18 protein-coding genes and 1 other RNA gene are annotated in these 21,195 nt (G+C 61.1%); 9 read left to right on the top strand and 10 right to left on the bottom strand.

From position 1 onward, the window contains the following. Positions 1 to 223: 223 nt before the first annotated feature. The 7 genes from B4I46_RS01845 to B4I46_RS01815 all read right to left on the bottom strand — a co-directional run bounded on the left by B4I46_RS01845 (position 224) and on the right by B4I46_RS01815 (position 9,437). Complete coding sequence (locus B4I46_RS01845; protein ID WP_286898380.1) at positions 224 to 2,092, bottom strand: DUF2075 domain-containing protein; 1,869 nt, start codon at positions 2,090 to 2,092, stop codon at positions 224 to 226. 24 nt (positions 2,093 to 2,116) lie between these two features. Then, positions 2,117 to 2,500 (bottom strand): nucleotide pyrophosphohydrolase, encoded by a 384-nt coding sequence (locus B4I46_RS01840; RefSeq protein WP_104571917.1) that lies wholly within the window; start codon positions 2,498 to 2,500, stop codon positions 2,117 to 2,119. A gap of 248 nt (positions 2,501 to 2,748) precedes the next feature. Further along, positions 2,749 to 3,140: a transfer-messenger RNA gene (ssrA, locus tag B4I46_RS01835) on the bottom strand. A gap of 101 nt (positions 3,141 to 3,241) precedes the next feature. Beyond that, positions 3,242 to 3,523 carry a hypothetical protein gene (locus tag B4I46_RS01830; RefSeq protein WP_043863844.1) on the bottom strand — a complete coding sequence of 94 codons (282 nt, stop codon included), beginning with the start codon at positions 3,521 to 3,523 and terminating at the stop codon, positions 3,242 to 3,244. A gap of 147 nt (positions 3,524 to 3,670) precedes the next feature. Continuing rightward, positions 3,671 to 6,481, bottom strand: a complete 2,811-nt coding sequence (locus tag B4I46_RS01825) for an FAD-binding and (Fe-S)-binding domain-containing protein (protein ID WP_286898373.1) — start codon at positions 6,479 to 6,481, stop codon at positions 3,671 to 3,673. Between the two features lie 74 nt (positions 6,482 to 6,555). Then, on the bottom strand, positions 6,556 to 7,701 hold the full coding sequence (gene lldD / locus B4I46_RS01820) for an FMN-dependent L-lactate dehydrogenase LldD (protein ID WP_286898370.1): 1,146 nt from the start codon (positions 7,699 to 7,701) through the stop codon (positions 6,556 to 6,558). A gap of 68 nt (positions 7,702 to 7,769) precedes the next feature. After that, entirely contained in the window at positions 7,770 to 9,437 is a 1,668-nt protein-coding gene (locus B4I46_RS01815; RefSeq protein ID WP_043863841.1) for a lactate permease LctP family transporter, read from the bottom strand. Between the two features lie 253 nt (positions 9,438 to 9,690). Between B4I46_RS01815 and B4I46_RS01810 the strand changes: the two genes are divergently transcribed. Then, positions 9,691 to 10,458, top strand: coding sequence for a GntR family transcriptional regulator (locus B4I46_RS01810; protein WP_043863840.1), 768 nt, complete (start codon positions 9,691 to 9,693; stop codon positions 10,456 to 10,458). A gap of 99 nt (positions 10,459 to 10,557) precedes the next feature. Here B4I46_RS01810 and smpB read toward each other — a convergent pair whose 3' ends face one another. Next, the gene (gene smpB, locus B4I46_RS01805; RefSeq protein WP_043863839.1) at positions 10,558 to 11,040 is read right to left on the bottom strand and encodes an SsrA-binding protein SmpB; all 483 of its coding nucleotides are present in this window, start codon (positions 11,038 to 11,040) and stop codon (positions 10,558 to 10,560) included. A 170-nt stretch (positions 11,041 to 11,210) separates the two neighbouring features. On the opposite strand from smpB, the gene B4I46_RS01800 reads away from it, so the two are divergent. Further along, positions 11,211 to 11,645, top strand: coding sequence for a type II toxin-antitoxin system RatA family toxin (locus B4I46_RS01800; RefSeq protein ID WP_043863838.1), 435 nt, complete (start codon positions 11,211 to 11,213; stop codon positions 11,643 to 11,645). Continuing rightward, the gene (locus B4I46_RS01795; protein WP_078481341.1) at positions 11,638 to 11,949 is read left to right on the top strand and encodes an RnfH family protein; all 312 of its coding nucleotides are present in this window, start codon (positions 11,638 to 11,640) and stop codon (positions 11,947 to 11,949) included. Before B4I46_RS01800 ends, B4I46_RS01795 begins: the two co-directional genes overlap by 8 nt. A gap of 57 nt (positions 11,950 to 12,006) precedes the next feature. Here B4I46_RS01795 and B4I46_RS01790 read toward each other — a convergent pair whose 3' ends face one another. Beyond that, a complete protein-coding gene (locus tag B4I46_RS01790; protein ID WP_043863836.1) occupies positions 12,007 to 12,531 on the bottom strand; it encodes an outer membrane protein assembly factor BamE in 525 nt (174 codons plus the stop codon). Between the two features lie 97 nt (positions 12,532 to 12,628). On the opposite strand from B4I46_RS01790, the gene fur reads away from it, so the two are divergent. Beyond that, positions 12,629 to 13,033, top strand: coding sequence for a ferric iron uptake transcriptional regulator (fur, locus tag B4I46_RS01785; protein ID WP_043863835.1), 405 nt, complete (start codon positions 12,629 to 12,631; stop codon positions 13,031 to 13,033). A gap of 108 nt (positions 13,034 to 13,141) precedes the next feature. On the opposite strand, the gene recN is transcribed toward fur, so the two are convergent. After that, positions 13,142 to 14,815: a DNA repair protein RecN gene (gene recN, locus B4I46_RS01780; protein ID WP_286898356.1), complete on the bottom strand. Its 1,674-nt coding sequence runs from the start codon at positions 14,813 to 14,815 to the stop codon at positions 13,142 to 13,144. A gap of 229 nt (positions 14,816 to 15,044) precedes the next feature. On the opposite strand from recN, the gene grpE reads away from it, so the two are divergent. The 5 genes from grpE to carA all read left to right on the top strand — a co-directional run bounded on the left by grpE (position 15,045) and on the right by carA (position 21,156). Next, on the top strand, positions 15,045 to 15,599 hold the full coding sequence (grpE, locus tag B4I46_RS01775) for a nucleotide exchange factor GrpE (protein WP_043863833.1): 555 nt from the start codon (positions 15,045 to 15,047) through the stop codon (positions 15,597 to 15,599). A gap of 102 nt (positions 15,600 to 15,701) precedes the next feature. Continuing rightward, the gene (gene dnaK, locus B4I46_RS01770; protein ID WP_043863832.1) at positions 15,702 to 17,618 is read left to right on the top strand and encodes a molecular chaperone DnaK; all 1,917 of its coding nucleotides are present in this window, start codon (positions 15,702 to 15,704) and stop codon (positions 17,616 to 17,618) included. Between the two features lie 192 nt (positions 17,619 to 17,810). Further along, complete coding sequence (gene dnaJ / locus B4I46_RS01765; RefSeq protein ID WP_286898350.1) at positions 17,811 to 18,935, top strand: molecular chaperone DnaJ; 1,125 nt, start codon at positions 17,811 to 17,813, stop codon at positions 18,933 to 18,935. Between the two features lie 13 nt (positions 18,936 to 18,948). Then, positions 18,949 to 19,752, top strand: coding sequence for a 4-hydroxy-tetrahydrodipicolinate reductase (dapB, locus tag B4I46_RS01760; RefSeq protein WP_043863830.1), 804 nt, complete (start codon positions 18,949 to 18,951; stop codon positions 19,750 to 19,752). A 267-nt stretch (positions 19,753 to 20,019) separates the two neighbouring features. Next, positions 20,020 to 21,156 carry a glutamine-hydrolyzing carbamoyl-phosphate synthase small subunit gene (gene carA, locus B4I46_RS01755; protein ID WP_286898347.1) on the top strand — a complete coding sequence of 379 codons (1,137 nt, stop codon included), beginning with the start codon at positions 20,020 to 20,022 and terminating at the stop codon, positions 21,154 to 21,156. Positions 21,157 to 21,195: the final 39 nt, after the last annotated feature.

The following is a 21,195-nucleotide window of genomic DNA, read 5'->3' as shown; positions in this document are numbered from 1 at the left end:
AGGAGGGTAAAAGCTGACTTTTTCGATTCTTGGATTGGGGTTTACTAAACTATGGGGGAGGAGGGGGTGTAGTTTGTCTTCGGTTTTTCAGCGATGGCGCTTCTGTATTTACTGAACTTGAGGCATCCAAGAAAGCCTGCAGACGTCTTTTTTCTATCTTTTGTGGGCCGCAAAAGTTTGAAAAAAGACTTGCAGGTACAGGGGCTCCTAGCAAACGATACCTTCAATGATTACTGTGCTGGCTAAGCCGACTCTCGAAGTACCGCGCAGTCTCTTTGTCGGTGCAGTAAAGGTAGCAACCCTTCATCCCGCGGGTCATCAACGTTCGGTATGTATTCTTGATGATCAGGTCTGTTTCATTTTTCGCTAGGATAGGTCGCTCTTTCATCATTTTTTTCCAGCCGCGAATCGATTTATCGTGCTTGTCGCGATCATCTGGAGATGTCACTACCTTACCGTCACGTACGACAAGATCTGGCCCCATGATCACCCCAATGTAGTCGACTTCCAAACCTTGGCAGGTATGGATGCAGCCAACCTGTTCGATGGAGTTTTCAGCGATGATCCATAGACTGCCATCCTGGTCCAGGTTCCATTGGCGTTTGTAGTCACCAATAACGATATCGGCAGCGGTGGAGTCTTTCTTGCTCAGCCAGGGCCAACAATATCCCGCGACCACACGAGCTTTGTTTCCGTGATTTTTCTCGTTGATTGCTTCATGCATCGCCTGGGGTGAGTCGAACACCTTAAACTCGTACTCTTGAGTCTCAAGCGTCGGATTTGCCGTCGAGCGAATGCCTAGCGTGTCATCCAACCATGCCAGGTAACCGTCAGAACCACTGCAGCGAAACTGCGAAGACAGCACGTGTTCTTCGACCACAGCGCCCTTGGCTTTTGCAAAGGAGCGTATCGCCTGCTTGCTGCCGATATCGTTCAAGGTTACACGCTGGTCTTCATCAATGAAGAAAATTGAGCATTTCGCTGAATCAATCAGCTCTTTGATCTGGTTCTCCCCAAGGTTTCCGTAAAGCCCGCTTTTCTCATTCAGCCGGTGAGCTTCGTCCACGATAAGCGCATCGAATGTGTTGGGCTCAGTGTCGATGAATGCCCCAGAGCCTGAAAAGAAATTCGAGAAATGGCTGCGCTTGATGGTGCCAACCAGTTTGCTTTCATAGACCTTGCGGGGGGCAGCATTCTTGGAGACGTATTTGCTCAACAGCTTCAATCCGGTCAGCCTCACCAGCAGATTGATAGCTAGCACAGTTTTCCCAGTGCCGGGTCCCCCTTCGATGATCAGCACCTTTGGCGTCTCCCCCGATGCCTCGCTTGCCGCTGCGAGCACCGACTCGAAAACTGCCTTCTGATCATCAATCAATACGAACTCAGGATTGCCTTTCATCAGTCCGCTCAGGGCTTCGGCTAGCGCTTTTGACGGGCGTATTTTTCCATCGGACAGTTCGTAAAGGACCTCTTTGTTGTCGCCGTGAGCAATGTGAGCTTTCAGAAAGCTTCGCAGCTTGCTGAGCTCTTCAGGGCCTTTCAGAAACAGTGGCGCTTTGCTGATATGAGGCTCGTAGTGCGCTGAGTCTATGATGCCGTCGCTGACGTAGTTATGAAGGTAGGCACAGGGACGGATCTCGATGCTTTTGTCGTACACAGCCTCGTTGAAGCCTTCGAGCAGCGCTGCATATGACCATACTTGATAGGACGGGTGAATAGTTTCAACGAGGCCGCCACCAAGCGCCGTTTTGACGATGGCATCCTTGGTCGAGGCGTTGGCTTTGCTCCATTGCTTCAACTCGATCAATACAGCTTTTTTTGCTTGGTTTTCGTCGCGTCCGGTGAGTAGAAAATCGATCCGTTTCGACGACTGCGGAATGTGCAATTCGATGGCCAAGCCTGCGTCGTTAGGCAAGCCTTCATCTCTAAGGACCTTGGCCATGTACGTAAGGGATCCTTGCCACGACCTGATTTCCGAACTGCCAACGTTCTTGCCGGTAGCTTCCTTGTAGTGTCTGAGGATCACCTCCTCGATATCATCGTTATCGTTGTCTTTTAGAAATTGCTGTTTGGTCGCAGCGTAAACGATCACGGGGTGTCCTTAGATTCGAGTTGTTCAGAGTCGGTCGTACTTTTTGCTGCTGCTTCTGGCTTTATCCACGGGATACTTCTGGCCGTTCGAGGCGAGTTTCCTTGTCACCGCCTCGTTGAGGTCGATGCCGAGCACGCTACTCAAACGGACCAGATACATCAGTACGTCCGCCAATTCGTCTTTTACGGCTGATCCGATTTCGGGGTCCTTGGCTACAGAGAGCGAATCGGTATCACTCATCCATTGGAAAATCTCGCACAGCTCTCCTACCTCGCCAGTGAGCGCCAAGATGAGATTTTTTGGGGAGTGGAACTGCTGCCAGTCGCGATCATCTGCGAAACGCTGGAGGGATGCGGCAAGCTGCACTACGTCAACCAGTGGCGCGGATGAGCTGTCTGAGTCACGCACGGGGCTATCTCTTGAGTATCGGGAGGGCAAAAAATGTGTATGAAATCTGGCTGAAGATTGTAAGAGTTTTCGCCGCTTGCACAGCTTTTTGTTTTTCTTCTCACACATTCTTTGCCGGCCGCATTGTTTGCTTGTCAGTCCCGGCGAAGCTGTAGCTCAAAAACCTCAGAGCTCTGCAAGATTGCTGGCGTACTTACTGAATCGCAGGCACAAAAAAAGACGTCCGTGGACGTCTTTTTTTGATCGTTTGGTGGAGCCGGGGGGATTTGAACCCCCGTCCGCCAGTACTCCGCTGTCGGTACTACATGCTTAGCCGTGTCTATTGAGTTAATCCGCAGCCGCCCGACGGGCAGGGTGCTTTGGACGAGTTGGGTAAGTTTTAGTCGCTTTGCCCCCAACGTGCTACACGACGATCCTGTTCTGTATGACAATCACTTCGGGTTTACAGGCATCCCCTAGTGATTGCTGGAGCCGAAGCTACCAGGAGAGCGGGCTCGGCTGCTTACGCAGCGAGAGCGTAACCCTCGTAGTTTTCGTCATTGGCAACTATAGAAAGTTGCAACAGTGGATTTACGAGTTCTGTTACCAACTCGGCATGCACCTAGAGTTTCATCACCGGCGTCGAATCCTAATCGGCCCCATTTTTTACTGCTCTAGCGCTAGCACCGTTTCGGGTGCATGTGACGGAGTATACGCCATCGGTCGGGCGACGTCGACTACCGGTCCGGTCGCCCACCGAGGTTACTGACCGTTGCCGCCCTTGTCGGTCTTCTCGAGGCGAGACAGCACCTTGGCGCTGATGGTGATGCAATCCTTGTCGTTGCCCGCCGCCTGCGCGGCCTTGGCGTCAGCCACGTGCTGCTTCAGCGCATCGTCCAGCCCTTCGGAGGTCGCACCCATGGTTGCCATCTGGTCGTCGATCTTCTGCAGGTTGCTGGTACACAGGTCTTTATCCGCCGCGAACACAGGCGAGGCTAGCAGTGCGGCGCTGAGGAACAGTCCGGTAATCGCAGTACGCTTCATGTGAATCTCCTTGGCTGGGAAGGCCTCAGGATAAGGGGCCTATTTGCATGGACTGCGGCCGATGCCAGGGGTTCAGACGGATGTTGTGGCAGATGGCCGGTTCGCCGGCAAGGCCAGCTCCTGCCGGTGTGCAGGAGCCGCCTTGGCTCACACCGCCCTGGCTCTGGTCACCCGGTCCACCAGGTACACCAGGCCGTGATAGTCGATGCCGCCATGCTCGCTCAGGCCGATTTCACAGGTGCGGCTGGTGGAGATGCCTTCGCTGCAGTACTGCACGGCGTCCTTTAGGCTGCGCAGTGAATGTGCGTTCAGTTCGGGGGTGGTGAAGCCCTTGTCGCCGGCGAACCCGCAGCAGTGGATGCCCTCGGGTATCACCACCTCTTTGCTGCAACGCCGCGCCAGGTCGATCAGGGCCTGGCTTTCGCCCAGGTGCTGGGTGCTGCAGGTCACGTGCACGGCAATCGGTGCGTCCTGCGGGGTGAACTCCAGCTTGTCCACCAGGTGGGTGCGGATGAAGCGCACCGGGTCATACAGGTCCAGGCGCGAGTCCTTGAGGTCTTGCACCAGGCGCAAGGTGCACGGGCTGGTGTCGCAGTAGATCGGGTCGAGCCCGCCGCGGCTCGCATGCAGCAGCGCGCCGATCAGTTCCTGGCGCTTGTGCTCGGCCTGTTCGGCATAGCCCTTGGAGGCGAACGGCTGACCGCAGCACAGGCTGTCCTGGTTCTCGGGGAACACCACCTGGTAGCCGGCCTTTTCCAGCAGGCCGCGGGTCTTGTCCAGCAGCGAGGTCTGTTCGCGATCGCCAGCGGCCGGGCCCATGACGCGCGATACGCAGGCCGCCAGGTACACCACGCGGGGCCGCGCATCGTTGCTCGCCGGGCTGAACTGGATGGGCTGCAGGGGCTGCGGCATGGCCGGCGTCCAGAGCGGCAGGCGGCCGTTGCTGGCTTTGCTCAACGACTGGCTGATGCGGGCCAGACGTGGCGCGCCCAACAGGCGGCGGGCACCGTTGGCTGCGCGCAGGGTGAGGCGGGCGCCGCTTAGCGCGGTGTGGAAATGCTCCGCCAGCCAGTCGGCTGTCTTCACGTGGCTGGCAGCCTGGGCGCGCAGTTTCTTCACCAGTTCGCCGGTGTTGATGCCTACCGGGCAGCGCTGGGCGCACAAGCCGGTGGCGGCGCAGGTGTCGATGCCCTGGTACTGATAGTCGCGTTCAAGCGTGGTGGTATCGACCCCGGCGCGCTTCTTGGCCTGGATGTCGCGCCACATCACGATGCGCTGGCGCGGGCTCAGGGTCAGCCCCTTGGACGGGCACACCGGTTCGCAGAAGCCGCACTCGATGCACTTGTCGACGATCTCGTCGGCGGCCGGCAACGGCTTGAGGTTCTTAAGGTGGATCTGCGGGTCGTTGCTGAGCACCACATCCGGGTTGAGGATACCGTTGGGGTCGAGCAGGCGCTTGAGCGTCCACATCAGCTGGTAGGCATCGTGGCCCCATTCCAGTTCGACGAACGGCGCCATGTTGCGCCCGGTGCCATGTTCGGCCTTGAGCGAACCGCCGAATTCGACCGCCACCAGGTGTGCCACGTCGTCCATGAACGCCTGGTAGCGGGCGACCTCTTCGGCGCTGTTGAAACCCTGGGTGAACACGAAGTGCAGGTTGCCCTCCAGCGCATGGCCGAACAGGATGGCTTCGTCATAGTGGTGCCGCTCGAACAGCTCGATCAGGCGGTTGACGCCGATGGCCAGTTGCTCGACCGGGAAGGTCACGTCTTCGATGATGACCGTGGTGCCGGTCTTGCGCACGGCGCCGACGGCCGGGAAGGTGTCCTTGCGGATGGCCCAGAGCTTGGCGTTTTCCTTGGCGTCTTCGGTGAAGTCGACCTGTTTCTCGACCGGAAATTGCGCCAGCGAGGCCATGATCAGGCCCAGCTGCTCGTGCAGCAATGTCTGGGTGGCAGCGCGGGACTCGATCAGCAGGGCGCACGCACCCTCGGACAGCTGCTGCACGAAGGCCGGCATGCCGGGCTTGTCCTGCACCGAGCGCAGGCTGCGCCGGTCGAGCAGTTCCACGGCCGATACCGGCTGGCTTTTCAGCACGGTGACGGCGGTGCAACAGGTTTCCACGTCCGGGAATACGATCAGCGCCGACGCCTTGTGCGGGTGATCGATCACGGTGTCGTAGGTAACCGCGCTGATGAAGCCCAGGGTACCCTCGGAGCCCACCAGCAGGTGGTTGAGGATGTCCAGTGGCTGGTCGTAGTCGACCAGCGCGTTGAGCGACAGGCCGGTGGTGTTCTTGAGCCGGTATTTGTGGCGGATTTTCGCGGCCAGTTCGGTGTTGGCGCGGGTCTCGCGGCCCAGGCGCGCGAGGGATTCGAGCAGGTCGGCATGGCTGCTCTGGAAGGCCGCGACGCTGGCCGGGTCTTCGCTGTCCAGGCGGGTACCGTCGGCCAGCACCAGGCGCAGGCCGGCCAGGGTGTGGTAGGTGTTCTGGGCGGTGCCGCAGCACATGCCACTGGCGTTGTTGGCAACGATGCCGCCGATCTTGCAGGCGTTGATGGACGCCGGGTCGGGGCCGATCTTGCGTCCGAACGGCGCCAGCCAGGCGTTGGCCTGGGCGCCGATCACGCCGGGTTGCAGGCGGATCTGCCGGCCTTGCTCGCGAATCTCGCGACCGTTCCAGTTGTCGCCCAGCACGATCAGCACCGAGTCGCTGATAGCCTGGCCCGACAAGCTGGTGCCGGCGGCGCGGAAGGTCACCGGCACGCGGTCGCGCTGGGCCAGCTGGAGCAGGCCCACCACTTCGTCTTCGCTTTCCACGCGCACCACCAGCTTGGGGATCAGCCGGTAGAAGCTGGCGTCGGTACCGAAGGCCAGGGTAGACGTGGGGTCGTCGAAGCGGCGCTCACGGGGGATCAGGCGTTCAACCGAGTCGAGAAACGCGGTGGGCAGGCTCATGCAAACTCCTCGCGGGGCCACGGCGTCTATCGCGCCGCGTGCCCCGGACAATCAGGCGGTGATGGGGCAGGCGGTCAGGCGCCGAATTCGCGTACCAGCGAATCGCGAGTGATCTCGCTGATGGACTTGGCGCCGGTCAGCACCATGGCCACGCGCATTTCCTTTTCGAACAGCTCGAGCAGGTTCTTCACGCCGGCTTCGCCTGCGGTGGCGAGGGCATAGAGGAAGGCACGGCCGATCAGTACTGTGTCTGCGCCCAGAGCGATCATGCGCACCACGTCCAGGCCGCTGCGGATACCGGAATCGGCAAGGATCTTCAGGTCGCCCTTGACCGCATCGGCGATGGCCGGCAGGGCGCGGGCGCTGGACAGCACGCCGTCGAGCTGGCGACCGCCGTGGTTGGATACCACGATGCCGTCGGCACCGAATTTCACGGCGTCGCGCGCGTCGTCCGGGTCGAGAATACCCTTGATCACCATCGGGCCATCCCAGAACTCGCGGATCCATTCCAGGTCTTTCCAGGAAATCGACGGGTCGAAGTTGGCGCCCAGCCAGCCGATGTAGTCGGCCAGGCCGGTGGGGCTGCCGCGGTATTTGGAGATGTTGCCCAGGTCGTGGGGCTTGCCCAGCAGGCCTACATCCAGCGCCCACTGGGGGTGGGTCATGGCCTGCCACATGCGCCGCAGCGGTGCGTTAGGGCCGCTCATGCCAGAGTGGGCGTCACGGTAGCGTGCGCCGGGTACGGGCATGTCCACGGTGAACACCAGGGTGGTCACGCCGGCGGCCTTGGCACGCTCCAGGGCATTGCGCATGAAGCCGCGGTCCTTGAGCACATAGAGCTGGAACCACATGGGCCGGTCGATGGCCGGGGCCACTTCCTCGATCGGGCACACGGACACGGTCGACAGGGTGAAGGGGATGCCCTTGGCCGCCGCGGCACGTGCCGCCTGCACCTCGCCGCGCCGGGCGTACATGCCGGTCAGGCCGACCGGTGCCAGGGCCACGGGCATGCTCAGGGTTTCATCGAACAGGCGGGTCTCGAGGCTGAGCTCGGACATGTTCTTCAGGACGCGCTGGCGCAGGGCGATGCTGGCCAGGTCTTCGACGTTATGGCGCAGGGTGTACTCGGCGTAGGCGCCGCCGTCGGCGTAGTGGAACAGGAAGGGCGGCAGCTTGCGTTGGGCTGCGGCGCGGTAGTCGGTAGAGGCTGAAATGATCATGGTGTCTCGCAGCGTCGGTTGAAAGGGGCAGCTGCCGGGCGCCCTTGGGGCGCCCGGCCTCTTTCACTTTAGTGAACCAGCATGCCGGTCAGCCAGTACGCCTGGATCAAGGTGATCAGGCCGACGATGGTGGCGAAGAACAAGCTGTGCTTGAGGGTGAAGCGGAACAGGTCCGACTCCTTGCCAACCAGCCCGGTGGCCGCGCATGCCACGGCGATGGACTGTGGCGAGATCATCTTGCCGGTGACGCCGCCGCTGGTGTTGGCGGCCACCAGCAGGGTGTCGTTGACCCCGATCTGGTGCGCGGTGGTGGCCTGCAGCGAACTGAACAGCGCGTTGGACGAAGTGTCCGAACCGGTCAGGAACACGCCCAGCCAGCCAAGGAACGGCGAGAAGAACGGGAACGCTGCGCCGGTGCCGGCCAGTACCAGGGCCATGGTCGACGACATGCCCGAGTAGTTGGTGACGAAGGCAAAGGCCAGCACCATGCCGATCGACAGGATCGGCCAGCGCAGTTCGAAGAAGGTTTCCTTCAGCGTGGTCAGGCCGGTCTTGAAGTTGATCTTCAGCACCAGCATCGACAGCAGCGCGGAGAAGAAGATCGCGGTACCGGTGGCCGAGATCGGGTCGAGCTTGAACACCGCCGGCATGGCGGTCGGGGCGGCGACGATCGGCGCGGTCTTGATCACCAGCTGGTCAAGGTGCGGGATGGCGAAGTTGAACACCCAGCTGTACATCGAACCACCGGCGGCAAAGGCTGCCTTGAATGGCTTGAGGGTCCAGATGGTGACCAGCACGGTGAGGATCAGGAACGGCGACCAGGCCTTGAAGATCTCGCCAAAGCTGTAAGGCGAAGGCTGGCTGCCGCCACCGTTGACCACGGCTGCACCGACGCTGCCGGTGGCGGTGGTCATCGAGCGCTTGGGCTGCCAGACCTTGAGGAACAGGGTCAGGGAGATCAGGCTGGCCAGTGCCGAGGTGATGTCCGGCAGTTCCGGGCCGATGAAGTTGGAGGTGAAGTACTGGGTGACGGCGAAGCTCAGGCCGGCCACCAGGGCTGCAGGCCAGGTCTCCTTGACGCCGCGCAGGCCGTCCATCATGAACACCAGCCAGAACGGCACGAACAGCGACAGCAACGGCAATTGACGACCGGTCATGGCGCCGATCTTGAAGGCGTCGATACCGGTGACCTGGCCGGCCACGATGATCGGGATACCCAGGGCGCCGAAGGCCACCGGGGCGGTGTTGGCGATCAGGCACAGGCCGGCGGCGTACAGCGGGTTGAAACCCAGGCCCACCAGCAGTGCAGCGGTAATGGCCACGGGTGCGCCGAAGCCTGCCGCGCCTTCCAGGAAGGCGCCGAAGCAGAAGCCGATCAGCAGAACCTGCAGGCGCTGGTCGTCGGTGATCGACAGCACCGAGCTGCGGATCACTTCGAACTGGCCGCTCTTGACCGTCAGTTTGTACAGGAACACCGCCGCGACGATGATCCAGGCGATGGGCCACAGGCCATAGGCAAAACCGTACCCGGCAGCAGCCAGTGCCATGTCGGCGGGCATCTGGAAGGCGAAGATGGCGACCAGGATCGACAGCGCCAGCGTGATGCTGCCTGCCACATGACCCTTGAGGCGGAACACGGCCAGCGCCAGGAAGAAGAACACGATAGGGATGACTGCCGCCAGGGCGGACAGGCCGAGACTACCAAGCGGACTATAGAGTTGTTGCCAGGTTTGCATATGGGGTGGCCCCTAATTGTTGTTGGTCATGCAGTGGCATTGGCTAATTGGTCATACCAATTTACAATGTCGAGCCGCTAGGTTAAGAGCCCTGTGGTGGGTGTGTCAATTTGCCCCGCTAAAACTTTCGTCGGACGGTTGAAAAAAGGTCGGCTGAGCGGCTTCGAAATTCGCCAACTGGTGGGTGTGGCGTGGGCACCGATAGGCCAAAATAGGCGGCCCCGAACGAACTCGGGATTGTGGAGAGCATGTGATGGTTTTCAACCAGGTCCGCCAACGCCGTTTGTCCGACGATATCGTCGAGCGGCTTGAGGGGATGATTCTTGAAGGCACCTTGACCGCCGGTGAGCGGTTGCCGGCCGAGCGGCAACTGGCCGAGCAGTTCGGGGTGTCACGCCCGTCGTTACGCGAGGCGATCCAGAAGCTGGTAGCCAAGGGCATGCTGGTGAGCCGACAGGGTGGCGGCAATTATGTTGCCCAGTCGATGGGTTCGACGTTCAGCGACCCCTTGTTGCAATTGCTGGAGAACAATCCGGAGGTCGAACGCGACCTGCTGGAGTTTCGTCATACGCTGGAGGCGTCGTGTGCCTATTACGCCGCATTGCGTGCCACCGCGGTGGATCGCGAGCGGTTGAAGGTGGCGTTCGATGCGCTGCAGGACTGTTATGCGCGTGCCGATGAGGTGAGCCGAGCCGAGGAAGGGGCGGCGGATGCGTCGTTCCACCTGGCGATTGCCGAGGCCAGCCATAACGCGGTGCTGCTGCATACCATTCGCGGGTTGTTCGACCTGCTCAAGCGCAACGTGGTGACCAACATCGGCGGTATGTACAAGCAGCGCAGCGAGACCCGCGACATGCTGATTGCGCAGCACCGGGACCTGTACCTGGCGATTGTCGAAGGGCGTGCGCAGGATGCACGGGAGGTGTCGAGCCAGCACATTCTGTATGTGCAGGAGGTGCTCGAAGAGGTGCGTCAGGAAGTGCAGCGGGTCGCGCGGGCAGAGCGGCGCAACGGGCGCTAGACAAGCGTTGCGGCTTTCGCCGGCAAGGCCGGCTCCTACAGGGTTTCGCTTGGCCTGTAGGAGCCGGCCTTGCTGGCAAAGTGGCTAGAGCAGGCGTGCCTACTCGTCGCGGCCCTTGCTGCGCACGGCGCGCTGCAACTCGCGATCGGAATCACGCTCGCGCTGGGTATCGCGCTTGTCGTATTCCTTCTTGCCCTTGCCCAGGGCAATCTCGCACTTGATCAAGTGCTTGCTCCAGTACATCGACAAGGCCACGCAGGTATAGCCCTTCTGCTGTACGCCCACGAACAGGCGCTCCAGCTCGCGGCGATTGAGCAGCAGTTTACGGGTACGGGTCGGGTCGGCGATCACGTGTGTGCTGGCCGCGGTCAGGGGGGTGATATGGCAACCCATCAGCCATGCTTCACCGTCCTTGAGCAGCACGTAGCTGTCCACAAGATGCGCCTTGCCGGCACGCAGACTTTTTACTTCCCAACCGGACAGGACCAATCCGGCCTCGAACTTGTGCTCGATGAAGTAATCGTGACGCGCCTTTTTATTCTGCGCGATGGTCCCTGTCGGATGCTTCTTTTGTTTAGCCATAGGGGCGGCATTATAGGCAGTCGTCGCGCTGTCGGCTACGGGGTAGCGGTACGCTTGAGCCGTTGGAGTGAATCCCGGACAATACGCGCTGTTTTTCCTCTTGATGCGCTATGTGGCGCCCCTCGGCATTCGCATCGTGTTTACCGCTCAGCTTTGGAAGTGACGCCTGGATGACTACCCATATTCAACGTTCGGCACTGTTGCCGTACCCCGCTCAGGCGCTGTATGACCTGGTGAATGACGTCGCCCGCTATTCGGAATTTCTGCCGTGGTGCTCCTCCAGCACGGTGCTGGAGCAGAGCGAGACCTTGATGCGAGCGCGAGTCGAGGCGGCCAAGGGCGGCATGAGTCAGAGTTTTGTAACGCGAAATGAGTTGGTGCCAGGGCAGTCCATCGAGATGAACCTTGAGGAGGGGCCGTTCAATCAGCTGCACGGGCTGTGGACGTTCAAGGCACTCGGCGACAAGGCCTGCAAGATCAGCCTGGACCTGTCGTTCGATTACGCCGGGCCGCTGGTGCGCGCCACCCTGGGGCCGATCTTCAACCAGGCGGCCAACACCCTGGTGGATGCGTTCTGCCAGCGGGCCAAGCAACTCAATGGCTGAGCCGATGCTGCCCATCGAAGTGGTCTATGCCACCGCCGAGCAGCAGCTGTTGCTGGCGCTGGAGGTGCCAGCGGGTACGTCGGTGAGCGAGGCGGTTCGCTTGTCGGGCATCGCCGGGCAGTTGCCGGGCGTGTCGATCGGGGATTGCCCGATGGGCATCTTTGGCAAGGTGGTTGCGTCGCAGCATCCGGTCGAGGCGGGTGATCGGATCGAGCTCTATCGGCCGCTGCTGATCGACCCCAAGGAGGTGCGCAAACAGCGTGCGGCCAAGGTAGCCAGGGTGTTCAAGAAGGCCAAGCGGTGAAACGCCGCGCATGAAAAAGCCCGGAATGATCCGGGCTTTTTATTGCCTGCGCCTTGCTTACTGCGGCGAGGTGTCCAGCGGTTCCGGCACTGGAACCGGGATGACTTCGATGGTATCGACGTCGCGCTGGATCGTGTCTTCCAGCGAGCCAGGCTTGGCGGGGGCTTCCTGCTTGGCAGGTGTCTCGCCTTCGGCAGGGCTGACAGTGGTGCCCGCTGCGCCGCCAAGGATTTCCTGATCGCGGCTCACACCCGGCATGAAGTCACCCGACAGGCTGGCGAGCTGGTCGTTCTCGTTGAAGAACACGCTCATCCGTTCCTGCTGGCGCTCGCCCCCACCTGGTTGCAGACTGTACAGGTAGTCCCAACGGTTGGTGTGGAAGGTGTCCTGGATCAGAGGGTTGCCCATGATAAACCGTACTTGCCGGCGGGTCATTCCCGGCCGCAATTGGTCTATCATGTCCTGCGTGACGACATTGCCCTGCTGGATGTCGATTTTGTAAACCCCGGGGAACGAGCAACCGGCGAGTGCGAGCAGTCCCACAAAGGTGAGGCTGGTTAGCAAGAGCTTGGTGTTTTGCATCGGTGGGCGACTTCCACTATCTTGGCTGGACAACGTAAACCCCGATCATACCCGTATTCAGAGAAGCTGCGAAGCAGCATCGGCGAGAAAGCTGACCATGGTTGAAAATAGCGAATTACGCAAAGCCGGTCTCAAGGTGACCCTGCCTCGAGTCAAGATTCTACAGATGCTCGACTCCACCGAGCAGCGCCACATGAGTGCTGAAGACGTCTACAAGGCGTTGATGGAGGCAGGCGAGGACGTCGGTCTGGCCACGGTTTACCGTGTTCTGACCCAGTTCGAGGCGGCAGGTCTTGTCGTTCGTCACAACTTCGACGGCGGTCATGCAGTGTTTGAACTGGCCGACGGCGGCCACCACGACCATATGGTCAACGTGGAGTCTGGCGAAGTCATCGAGTTCTTCGATGCCGAAATCGAAAAGCGTCAGAAGGAAATCGTGCTGGAGCACGGCTACGAGTTGGTAGATCACAATCTCGTGCTGTACGTGCGCAAGAAAAAGTAAGCACTTTGCTTTGAATTGCACGGCATTGAAGGCGACCCTGGGGTCGCCTTCGTGCTTTGTGGGGGCTGTAATGTTGTACGCCGGCAAGGCCGGCTCCTGCGGGGGCACTCAGGCTTTGCTGGTGACGACCATCTTTCTGGCATGCGCCAGCGATTCCTTGGTCAGGTCGATGCCGCCCAGCATGCGCGCCACCTCTTCGACCCGCTCGCGTTTGCCCAGGCTCGCCACCGCCGTATGGGTCGCATCGCTGTTGCGCACCTTGTGCACGAACAGGTGATGGTGGCCCTGCGCGGCAACCTGCGGCAGGTGGGTGACCGTCAATACCTGCCCACGCTCGCCCAGGCGACGCAACAGCTGCCCCACGATTTCCGCAGTCGGGCCGCCGATACCCACGTCGACTTCGTCGAACACCAGGGTCGGAATGCGCGAGGTCTGAGCGGTAATGACCTGGATCGCCAGGCTGATCCGTGACAATTCACCCCCGGAGGCCACCTTGGCCAGTGCCTTGAGCGGCTGGCCGGGGTTGGCGCTGACCAGCAGTTCGACCTGCTCCAGGCCCTGGGGCAACAAGTCTTCGCCACTGTTGGGGCGAAGTTCGATGCTGAAGCGTCCGCCAGGCATGCCCAGGCGCTGAATCTCAAGCTCCACCGCGCCAGCCAGCTGGGTCGCGGCCTGCTGGCGCAGGCGGCTCAGCTCCGAGGCCTTTTCCTGGTAGTGGCGGGCATAGGCGGCAAGTTCGTCACCCAGTCGGGCAATGGACTCGTCGTTGGCGTTGAGGCCTTCGAGCTCCTCCATCAGGCGTTGCTGCAGGTCGGCCAGCTCGCTGGGGTGCACGCGGTGTTTGCGCGCCAGGGTGTACAGGGCGTCGAGACGTTCTTCCAGCTGCTGCAGCCGCGCGGGGTCGGCGTCGAAATGGTCGAGAAAGCGGTTGAGCTCGCCCACTGCTTCTTCTACCTGAATCTGCGCACTGGCGATCATGTTGGCCGCCTCGGCCAGCGCCTTGGGGGCATTCTGTACGGCGGTCAGGCGATTGAGGCTGACGGTCAGCGCACTGAGCACATTGCCCGAGTCGCTCTCGCTGCAATGGTCGATGACCTGGCGGCAGATACCGAACAGGGCCTCTGCATTGGTCAGGTTCTTGTGTTCCTGTTCCAGCAGCTCAAGTTCGTTTTCGCCCAGGTTGAGGTTTTCCAGCTCTTCGAGCTGATAGCTGAGCAGCTGGTGCTGCGCGCGCTGTTCGTCCCCTGAGTTGCTCAGCCGCTCGAGCTCCTGGCGGGTCTGCCGCCAGCGCTGCGCCGCCAGCTGCACCTGGCGTGCAAGGTCGGTGGCGCCGGCGTATTCGTCGAGCAGGCGGCGATGGGTGTCGGTCTTCAGCAGCGACTGGTGTTCGTGCTGGCTGTGGATGTCGATCAGCAGCTCGCCCAGGGCCTTGAGGTCGCCCAGCGGGCAAGGCGTGCCGTTTATATAGCCGCGGCTGCGGCCTTCGGCGGTGATCACCCGGCGTAGTATGCACGGGCCGTCGGTGTCCAGGTCGCGCTCGGCCAGCCAGGTACGGGCCTCGGGAATGTCGCCCAGGTCGAAGGTGGCCAGGATGTCGGCCTTGTCTGCCCCGGGGCGCACCACGCCGCTGTCGGCGCGATCACCCAGGGTGAGGCCGAGGGCATCGAGCATGATCGATTTGCCGGCCCCGGTTTCACCGGTGATGACGCTCATCCCGCGGGCGAGTTCGAGGTCCAGGTGTTCGACGATGGCGTAGTTGTGTACGGAAAGATGCACCAGCATTGGGGCGGCTCCCAGGCGTAAGGTCTGGTTATTTATACAGTGTTTTTAAAACCCCTGACAATGCTTGTGCTTAGTTTGATTCGGTTGCTCGGTGAGGGTTTTGATCGCAAGGGGTTATGAGGGTAATGCTGCGGACTGTTCATCAGCCCTTGAAGCTGCATTTTCAGACCCCATATAGCCGGCAGACGTGCGAGTAAGTTCGCTGACGAAATTGCAAAGGAGAGATTTTATGGCTGACGAACAGACGCTGGATGAACAGAATCTGAACGCCGAGGCGGCCGGCGATGAGCTGAGCACGCGCGTGCAGGTGCTCGAAGAGCAACTGGCGGCGGCCCAGGATCAATCCCTGCGCACCGCCGCAGACCTTCAGAACGTGCGCCGTCGCGCCGAGCAGGATGTCGAGAAGGCGCACAAGTTCGCCCTTGAGAAATTCGCTGGTGACCTGTTACCGGTGATCGACAGCCTTGAGCGCGGCCTGGAGCTGTCCAGCGCCGAAGACGAGAGCATCCGCCCGATGCGTGAAGGCATCGAGCTGACCTTGAAGATGTTCCACGACACCCTCAAGCGCTACAACCTCGAGGCGATCGACCCGCACGGCGAACCGTTCAACGCCGAACTGCACCAGGCCATGGCCATGCAGGAGAGTGCGGACGTCGAGCCCAACAGCGTGCTCAAGGTGTTCCAGAAGGGCTACCAGCTCAATGGGCGTCTGCTGCGCCCGGCCATGGTCGTGGTCAGCAAGGCTCCGGCTCCGGTTTCGCCCTCGATTGACGAGAAGGCTTGAAATTAGCCTGGCGGCCCCCATTTAAGTGTCAAGCGTTTAAGTGCTACCGCAGTTGGCAACCACCGCTGCGGCAACCAAATCCAAAGTTTCGGGAGAGTTAACATGGGCAAAATTATCGGTATCGACCTGGGGACCACCAACTCCTGTGTCTCCATTCTGGAAAACGGCAACGTCAAGGTCATCGAGAACGCCGAAGGCGCTCGTACCACCCCTTCGATCATTGCCTACGCCAATGACGGCGAGATCCTGGTCGGCCAGTCGGCCAAGCGTCAGGCGGTGACCAACCCGCACAACACCCTGTACGCGGTAAAGCGTCTGATCGGCCGTCGTTTTGACGAAGAAGTCGTTCAGAAAGACATTCAGATGGTCCCTTACAAGATCGTCAAGGCTGACAACAACGACGCCTGGGTGGAAGTGAACGGCCAGAAGATGGCTCCGCCTCAGATCTCGGCTGAAATTCTGAAAAAGATGAAGAAAACCGCCGAAGACTATCTCGGCGAGGCAGTGACCGAAGCGGTCATCACCGTACCTGCCTACTTCAACGACAGCCAGCGTCAGGCTACCAAGGACGCCGGTCGCATTGCCGGTCTGGACGTCAAGCGCATCATCAACGAACCGACCGCAGCCGCACTGGCCTACGGTATGGACAAGGCCAAGGGTGATCACACCGTGATCGTCTACGACCTGGGTGGCGGTACCTTCGACGTGTCGGTGATCGAGATCGCTGAAGTCGACGGCGAGCACCAGTTCGAAGTACTGGCTACCAACGGCGACACCTTCCTGGGTGGTGAAGACTTCGACATTCGTCTGATCGACTACCTCGTCGACGAATTCAAGAAAGAAAGCGGCATGAACCTCAAGGGTGACCCGCTGGCCATGCAGCGCCTGAAAGAAGCTGCCGAAAAAGCCAAGATCGAGCTGTCCTCGAGCCAGCAGACCGACGTGAACCTGCCGTACATCACTGCAGACGCCACCGGTCCTAAGCACCTGAACGTGAAGATTTCCCGCGCCAAGCTGGAATCGCTGGTCGAAGACCTGGTTCAGCGCACCATCGAGCCATGCCGCATCGCGCTGAAAGACGCCGGTATCGACGTGAGCAAGATCAACGACGTGATCCTGGTCGGCGGTCAGACCCGTATGCCACTGGTGCAGAAGCTGGTGACCGACTTCTTCGGCAAGGAAGCACGCAAGGACGTGAACCCTGACGAAGCTGTCGCCATGGGTGCTGCCATTCAGGGCGCCGTACTGGCTGGTGACGTGAAAGACGTGCTGCTGCTGGACGTCAGCCCGCTGACCCTGGGTATCGAAACCATGGGTGGCGTGATGACTGCGCTGATCGAGAAGAACACCACCATCCCGACCAAGAAGTCGCAGGTGTTCTCGACGGCCGACGACAACCAGGGCGCCGTGACCATTCACGTGCTGCAGGGCGAGCGCAAGCAAGCTGCGCAGAACAAGTCGCTGGGTAAATTCGACCTGGCCGAGATTCCGCCAGCACCACGTGGCGTACCGCAAATCGAAGTGACCTTCGATATCGACGCCAACGGCATCCTGCACGTAGGTGCCAAGGACAAGGCGACCGGCAAGCAGCAGTCGATCGTGATCAAGGCCAACTCGGGTCTGTCCGAGGAAGAAATTCAGCAGATGGTGCGTGACGCTGAAGTCAACGCCGAGGAAGACCGCAAGTTCGAAGAGCTGGCCGCTGCCCGCAACCAGGGTGACGCGCTGGTTCACTCGACCCGCAAGATGGTCGCCGACGCCGGTGACAAGGTAACTGCGGACGAGAAGGCTGCTATCGAAGCTGCCGTTGTCGCCCTGGAAGCCGCTGTCAAAGGCGACGACAAGGCTGCCATCGAAGCCAAGGTCGAAGAGCTGTCGAAGGTCTCCGCGCCAGTGGCTCAGAAGATGTACGCCGAGCAGGCCGAACAGCCTCAGGGCGGTGCTCAGCCAGAAGCTGAAGAGCCCAAGCACGACGACGTGGTCGACGCTGAGTTTGAAGAAGTAAAAGACAACAAGTAATAGCTACAGGTTGTCGCCCGGTTGACTGCTGTTCGGCAGTGACTGGTAGGATGTCGCCGCGCGGGGGCTTGCTCCCGCGTTGGCGTGTCTGGAATACCCGAATTTTTACAGCATTCGAGCGCGCTTGAATGCTGGCGGCACAGCGCGGTATGCGCCGAGGTATGCCGAACGTCCTCAAGAGTGCAAAGAATTATGGCAAAGCGTGACTATTACGAGGTTCTGGGAGTCGAGCGCGGCTCGAGCGAGGGCGACCTGAAGAAGGCCTATCGTCGCCTGGCGATGAAGCACCACCCGGACCGTAATCCTGATGACAAGGCCTCGGAAGAGCTGTTCAAGGAAGCCAACGAGGCTTACGAAGTGCTCTCCGATGCCAGCAAGCGTGCTGCGTATGATCAGTATGGTCATGCCGGTGTCGATCCGAGCATGGGTGGCGGCGGTGCCGGTTTCGGTGGCGCCAACTTCTCCGACATCTTCGGTGATGTGTTCAGCGACTTCTTCGGCGGTGGCCGGGGCGGTGGCCGCGGTGGCGCTCAGCGTGGCAGCGACTTGCGCTACACCCTCGAGCTGAACCTGGAGGAGGCCGTGCGTGGCACCACGGTCAACATCCGTGTGCCGACGCTGGTCAACTGTGCGCCGTGCGATGGCTCGGGTGCCAAGAAGGGCTCGTCGCCTTCGACCTGCCCGACCTGTGGCGGTATTGGCCAGGTGCGCATGCAGCAGGGCTTCTTCTCGGTGCAGCAGACCTGCCCGCGCTGTCACGGCCAGGGCAAGATCATCACCGACCCGTGCGATTCGTGCCATGGCGAAGGTCGTGTCGAAGAGTACAAGACCCTCTCGGTCAAGGTACCGGCCGGCGTCGATACCGGTGACCGCATTCGCCTGTCGGGCGAAGGCGAGGCAGGTTCCCAGGGTGGCCCGACCGGCGACCTGTACGTGGTGATCAATGTGCGCGAGCACCCGATCTTCCAGCGCGACGGCAAGCACCTGTACTGCGAAGTGCCGATCAGCTACACCGATGCGGCGCTGGGTGGCGAGCTGGAAGTGCCGACCCTCGATGGCCGGGTCAAGCTGAAGATCCCCGAGGGGACCCAGACCGGCAAGCAGTTCCGTCTGCGCGGCAAGGGCGTTGCGCCGGTGCGTGGCGGTGGCGCGGGCGACCTGATGTGCCGGGTGGCGGTAGAAACGCCGGTCAACCTGAGCCGTCGTCAGCGTGAGCTGCTCGAAGAGTTGCGTGTTTCGCTGGATGGCGACAGCTGCCATTCTCCCAAGGCCAATGGCTGGTTCGAAGGCGTAAAGCGCTTCTTCGGCGATCTGTAAGAAGGAACAGGGCATGCGACGTATAGCGGTAATGGGCGCGGCAGGGCGGATGGGCAAGACCCTGATCGAGGCAGTGCAGCAGACGCCGGGGGCGGGCCTGACCGCCGCCGTGGATCGTCCGGACAGTACGCTGGTCGGGGCTGACGCCGGCGAGCTGGCGGCGCTGGGGCGTATTGGTGTGCCGCTGTCGGGTGATCTGGATCGGGTGGTCGACGAGTTCGATGTGCTGATCGACTTCACCCATCCTTCGGTGACTTTGAAGAACCTGGCGTTCTGCCGCAAGGCGGGCAAGGCGATGGTCATCGGCACCACCGGTTTCAGTGTTGAAGAGAAGCAACTGCTGGCCGAGGCAGGCAAGGACATCCCCATCGTGTTTGCCGCCAACTTCAGCGTTGGCGTCAACCTCAGCCTGAAGCTGCTGGACATGGCGGCGCGCGTGCTGGGCGACGATGTGGACATCGAGATCATCGAGGCCCATCACCGTCACAAGGTGGATGCTCCGTCGGGTACCGCGCTGCGCATGGGCGAGGTGGTGGCCAATGCACTTGGCCGTGACCTGCAGGAAGTGGCCGTGTATGGCCGGGAAGGCCAGACTGGCGCGCGGGACCGCAAGACCATCGGCTTTGCCACCGTGCGTGCCGGTGACGTGGTGGGTGACCATACCGTGCTGTTCGCCGCTGACGGCGAGCGCCTGGAGATCACCCACAAGGCCTCCAGCCGCATGACCTTCGCCAAGGGTGCGGTACGTGCCGCGCTGTGGCTGGATGGGCGTGCGCCGGGCCTGTACGACATGCAGGACGTGCTCGACCTGCGTTGATCGCTGCATCAGGGGCTGCCATGCGGCCCCTTCGCCGGCCTCCCTGGCCGAGCGTTTGAAACAAGCGACTTTCTGTCGCATTCCCATGCCTTTCAGGCACATCAGTGGTAGACCGAAAAAGCCTTTTTCTGTAAGCTACAGCTTTAGTGTGTCCACTAAAAGCGCGCAGATAATTCGACGAAGAAAGCGGGGTGACGTGTCTATACGTCATTCCGCTTTTTTGCAACCTGCGATCGCCCCTTCAGGCTTTATTTTTGGGAGGTCTTCTTGACTAAGCCAGCCATACTCGCCCTTGCCGATGGCAGCATTTTTCGCGGTGAGGCCATTGGAGCCGACGGTCAGACCGTTGGTGAGGTGGTGTTCAACACCGCAATGACCGGCTATCAGGAAATCCTGACTGACCCTTCTTACTCGCAGCAGATCGTTACCCTGACCTACCCGCACATCGGCAACACCGGCACCACGCCGGAAGACGCCGAGTCCGATCGGGTCTGGTCGGCCGGCCTGGTCATCCGTGACCTGCCGCTGATCGCCAGCAACTGGCGCAACACGATGTCGCTGTCCGATTACCTCAAGGCCAACAATGTGGTGGCCATTGCCGGTATCGACACCCGTCGCCTGACCCGCATCCTGCGTGAGAAGGGCGCGCAGAACGGCTGCATCCTGGCTGGCGACAACATTTCTGAAGAGGCGGCCATCACAGCCGCGCGCGGCTTCCCAGGCCTGAAGGGCATGGACCTGGCCAAGGTCGTCAGCACCAAGAGCCGCTACGAGTGGCGCTCCAGCGTGTGGAACCTGAAGACCGACAGCCACCCGACCATCGACGCCGCCGAGCTGCCGTACCACGTCGTGGCCTACGACTATGGCGTCAAGCTGAACATCCTGCGCATGCTGGTCGAGCGCGGCTGCCGCGTCACCGTGGTGCCGGCGCAAACCCCGGCCAGCGAAGTGCTCGCGCTCAACCCCGATGGCGTGTTCCTGTCCAACGGCCCGGGCGACCCTGAGCCTTGCGACTACGCGATCCAGGCGATCCGCGAAATCCTCGAAACCGAAGTGCCGGTGTTCGGTATCTGCCTGGGCCACCAGCTGCTGGCCCTGGCCTCCGGTGCCAAGACCGTCAAGATGGGTCATGGTCACCACGGTGCCAACCACCCGGTCCAGGACCTGGACACCGGCGTGGTGATGATCACCAGCCAGAACCACGGTTTCGCGGTAGATGAAGCGACCCTGCCAGGCAACGTGCGCGCCATCCACAAGTCGCTGTTCGACGGTACCCTGCAGGGCATCGAGCGCACCGACAAGAGCGCCTTCAGCTTCCAGGGTCACCCTGAGGCGAGCCCGGGCCCGACCGACGTCGCGCCACTGTTTGATCGTTTCATCGATGCCATGGCCAAGCGCCGCTGAGCACCCCCCGGAGGCAGCCCTGAACCGGCACAGGCCGCG

The organism is Pseudomonas sp. UBA7500 (assembly GCF_002478435.1).
Taxonomy (GTDB): Bacteria; Pseudomonadota; Gammaproteobacteria; order Pseudomonadales; family Pseudomonadaceae; genus Aquipseudomonas; species Aquipseudomonas palmensis.
The sequence above is the reverse complement of the archived record's forward strand: the minus strand, read 5'-3'. Positions and strand labels throughout refer to the sequence as shown.